The sequence below is a fragment of the Lactobacillus sp. HMSC08B12 genome, assembly GCF_001808415.1.
Lineage (GTDB): Bacteria > Bacillota > Bacilli > Lactobacillales > Lactobacillaceae > Lactobacillus > Lactobacillus delbrueckii.
This window is the reverse complement of record NZ_KV793190.1, coordinates 1-3886: the sequence shown is the minus strand read 5'-3', so window position 1 is coordinate 3886 and position 3886 is coordinate 1. Positions and strand designations below refer to the sequence as shown.

Sequence of the window (3886 nt, the reverse complement as noted above, 5' to 3'; positions counted from 1 at the left end):
GGTAAGAAATATTACTATTTAGTACTGGATAAAATTAATACTTTTTAACAGTCACAACCTCTTTTGACAATGCAGGCAGTAGGTGGTTCCCCGCCCGCTGATCTTGATCTTGACAAAGCCTTCCCCGCAGCGGGGGCATGGCTGCCCCTCCTTGCCATAGACCTTGAGCTTTTCCTGGTAGTGGCCGGACTCCCCTTCCGCGTTTAAGAAGCTGTGGACGGTGGTGCCGCCGTATTTAGTAGCTTCTTCTATGGTTTCATTGATAGCTGAATGGAGCTGTTTGACCTGGTCCTTGGTTAATTCGTTAGCTGGCGTTAAGGGGTTAATCCGGCTTTGCCAGAGGACTTCATCAACATAGATGTTGCCCAGGCCGGCCACCAAGGTCTGACTCATGAGCAGGCTCTTGATGTTCATGCTCCTCTTCTTCAAGCCTTTTTCAAAGTAGTCCAAGCTAAATTCTGGACTATTTGCTTCAACGCCCAAATTCTTCAAGCCGGTGACCTGGAATTCAGTTCCAGTTTCCACCAATTGCAGGCGGCCGAATTTGCGGACATCCGCGTAGCGGAGGCTGCTTCCATCGGTAAAGGCAAACTGCAGGTGCTCATGCTTGTCTACCGGTGCATCCCAGGTCGTTAGATGGTACTTGCCTTCCATCCGCAAGTGGGAAACGACCGTCAAGTCGCCTAAACGGAAGAGCAGGAATTTGGCATAGCGGTCAACGGCTGTAAAGGTCTTGCCCTTTAACTCCCTTTTAAAAGTTTCCGGGTCGCCGGTGATGACCTTGTCGTACCAAATATCGACATGGTCGATCGTTTTGCCCACGACCAAGGGCCGCAGGGTCCGGCGGACCGTTTCAACTTCTGGCATTTCTGGCATTTTCTACCTCCTACTTTGCTTCATACCAGTCATGGCCCCAGCCGGCGTCAGCGACTAAAGGCACGTCCAACTTAACAGCTGCCTGCATAACTGACGGGACAATCTTCTGGATCGTTTCCAGTTCATCAGCTGGTACGTCAAAGATCAATTCGTCGTGGACCTGGACGACCATCTTGGTCTTTAATCCCAGTTCATCCAGCTTCTTTTGCATGTTGATCATGGCAATCTTCATGATGTCCGCGGCTGACCCTTGGATTGGGGAGTTGATCGCCGTTCTTTCCGCGAAAGAGCGGACATTAAAGTTCTTAGCGTGAATATCTGGCAGGTAGCGGCGGCGGTGCATGATGGTTTCCGCGTAGCACTTTTCTCTGGCGTCTTTAACAGCCCGGTCCATGTAGGCCTGGATGCCTGGGTATTGGTCAAAGTATTCGTCGATGAATTCCTTGGCCTGCTTGCGGGAGATGTCCAGGTTCTTGGATAGGCCGTAGTCAGAGATCCCGTAGACGATCCCAAAGTTGACCGCCTTGGCCCGCCGTCTTTGCAAAGACGTTACTTCGTCAACGCTACTTAAGTGGAAGATCTTCATGGCCGTGTGGGCGTGGATGTCGTAGCCGGTCTTGAAGGCTTCCTGCATGTTCGGGTCGGCTGAGACATGGGCCAGGACCCGGAGCTCGATTTGGGAGTAGTCGCAGGAGTAGATATAGCCATCCGGACTTGATGGGACAAAAGCCTTTCTGATCTGCTTGCCTTCTTCCGTTCTGGTTGGGATGTTCTGCAGGTTAGGGTCAACTGAAGACAGGCGGCCAGTTGCCGTCAAAGTCTGCAGGTAGCGGGTGTGGATACGGCCATCACGCTCATCGATGACGTCTAAGAGGCCCTTAACGTAGGTAGACTGGATCTTGGAAATCTGCCGGTATTCCAGGATGTCACTGACAACCGGGCTTTGTTCTTTCAATTGGTTCAAGACTTCAACTGAAGTGGAGTAACCAGTCTTGGTCTTCTTGATAACTGGCAGGCCCAGCTTTTCAAAGAGGATGACCCCCAGCTGCTTTGGTGAATTCAAGTTGAATTCTTCTCCGGCTTCCTTGTAGATCTTCTCTTCCAGTTCCTTTAAACGGACAGCAAAGTCGTTTTCCAGTTCCTTTAAGCGGGAAGGCTGGACCTTGATCCCGTTCATCTCCATCTTGGCCAGGACTCTGGCCGTTGGCAGTTCGATTGAATCGTAGAGGTCATCTTGCTCATGGTCCTTTAACTGCTTTAACAGACTGTCCTTCAAAGCCGCGATCGCCGCGGTCTTGCCAGCCAGGTGGTTGAAGAAGACCGCGTCATCTGCCGGAATCTTGGCATTCTTCCCCTTCCCGTAGACTTCCAGGTCGGTCTTTAAGTCATAGTAGTCGTAGCCTTGGACCAGTTCACCCAGGTCGTTGGAATTTTTCTCATTGTCAACCAGGTAAGAAGCCAGGAGCAGGTCAAAGCTCAAAGATTCAGCCTTGATTCCCAGCCGGTAGAGGCCGTAAGTGGTCCGCTTTAAGTCAAAGACGTTCTTTTGAACGGCAGAATCTTCCAGCATTCCCTTCAAGGGTCTTTCCTGCAAGAGGAAGACGTCCCGGCTGACGAAAGTTTCCCCGCCGATTTTCAAGGCAAAACCGGCGAAGTCGGCCAGGTGGTAGTTGTCGCCAAACATGGCCAGGTAGAAAGTAACTTCAGCAGCCTTTGGCAGCTGGTCTAAGTTATCAGCACTGAGCACGACATAGTCCTGCTTTTTAACTTCCGTCTTGTTTTCAGTCAACTCCCCTTTTTGGGCCAAGTCGGCCAGAAAGCGGCGGAAGTTCATCTTTTCGTAGAAGCGGCGAAGGTCATCGACATTGCTGCCCTCATAGCTAAGGTCATCAAGGGTCACTTCCACCGGGCTGTCGCAGTTGATGGTGGCCAGCTTTTTACCCAAAAGGGCATTGTCCTTGCTGGCGATCAGATTTTCCTTCAGCTTGGACTTCTTCATTTCATCAACGTGGTTATACAAGTTCTCCACGCTGCCGTATTCCTGGATCAATTTAGAGGCAGTCTTGGGGCCGACCTTGGCCACGCCTGGGTAGTTGTCGGACGGGTCACCCATCAAAGCCTTCATGTCGATGAACTCAGTCGGGGTCACCCCGTTGACTTCTTTCATGTGGTCTGGAGTGAAGGCTTCCAGTTTAGTTACCCCAGACTTGGTCACGTAGACGGTGACATGGTCACTGGCCAATTGGGTCAAGTCCTTGTCCCCGGAAACAACGGCCACTTCATAGCCGGCTTCGGCTCCTTTTTTAGCCATGGTGCCGATGATGTCGTCGGCTTCATAGTTGGCCAGTTCGTAGCTCTTGATTCCCATGTCCTTGAGCATTTCCCGCAGGTAAGGGAGCTGTTCGGAAAGTTCTGCCGGGGTCTTGTCCCGGCCGCCCTTGTAGTCTTTGTACATAGCGGTTCTGAAAGTGGTCTTGCCGGCGTCAAAGGCCACCAGGATATGGCTTGGGTCTTCCTGCTTCAGGACCACGTCCAGCATGTTTTTAAAGGCATAGAGGGCGTTGGTGTGGAGACCTTCTGGATTCTTAAACTTGTCCAGCTGCTGGTACATGGCGAAAAAGGCCCGGAAGGCCACGGAATTGCCATCGATTAAAAGTAACTTCTTCTTGTTCATTGTCATTCCTTGCAAAATAAAAACTGTCAAAATACCTATAGGTATTTTAACAGTTTTTGCTAGTTCGTTAATTATTTAGATCCACCTTCTGTTTTCACATTCTTGTAGAACATGAGCCAGAGGAAGACTACGATTACGGCCAGGAAAATAAAGGCGTGCTGGGTGCCGATGCTGTCGGCCGCGGGCCCTTTGACCCGTATTTGGCTTGGCTCGGGGCCACAATAGCTGAAGTCAGAGAAGTCCCAATGGCGCCGGCAAATTGCTGAATGGTATTTAAGAAGGCATTGCCTTGCGCGGAGAATTCCGGCTCTATAATTTTTCTTACTGATGGATGTC

Annotated in this window: 2 protein-coding genes and 1 pseudogene; all 3 read right to left on the bottom strand. The window is 50.9% G+C overall.

Annotated features, from left to right (window positions below; translation table 11 throughout):
- Window positions 1-51: 51 nt before the first annotated feature.
- Window positions 52-876, bottom strand: coding sequence for a DNA-formamidopyrimidine glycosylase (mutM, locus tag HMPREF3168_RS07130; protein ID WP_003612570.1), 825 nt, complete (start codon window positions 874-876; stop codon window positions 52-54).
- 10 nt (window positions 877-886) lie between these two features.
- Window positions 887-3550: a DNA polymerase I gene (gene polA / locus HMPREF3168_RS07125; RefSeq protein ID WP_070489383.1), complete on the bottom strand. Its 2664-nt coding sequence runs from the start codon at window positions 3548-3550 to the stop codon at window positions 887-889.
- Window positions 3551-3683: 133 nt separating this feature from the next.
- Window positions 3684-3886, bottom strand: a pseudogene (locus tag HMPREF3168_RS10490) (hypothetical protein); the annotation flags it as partial.

Excerpts from the sequence above, each read along its gene's own strand:
- mutM (WP_003612570.1), bottom strand. The coding sequence starts at position 876 with ATGCCAGAAATGCCAGAAGTTGAAACGGTCCGCCGGACCCTGCGGCCC.
- polA (WP_070489383.1), bottom strand. The coding sequence starts at position 3,550 with ATGAACAAGAAGAAGTTACTTTTAATCGATGGCAATTCCGTGGCCTTC.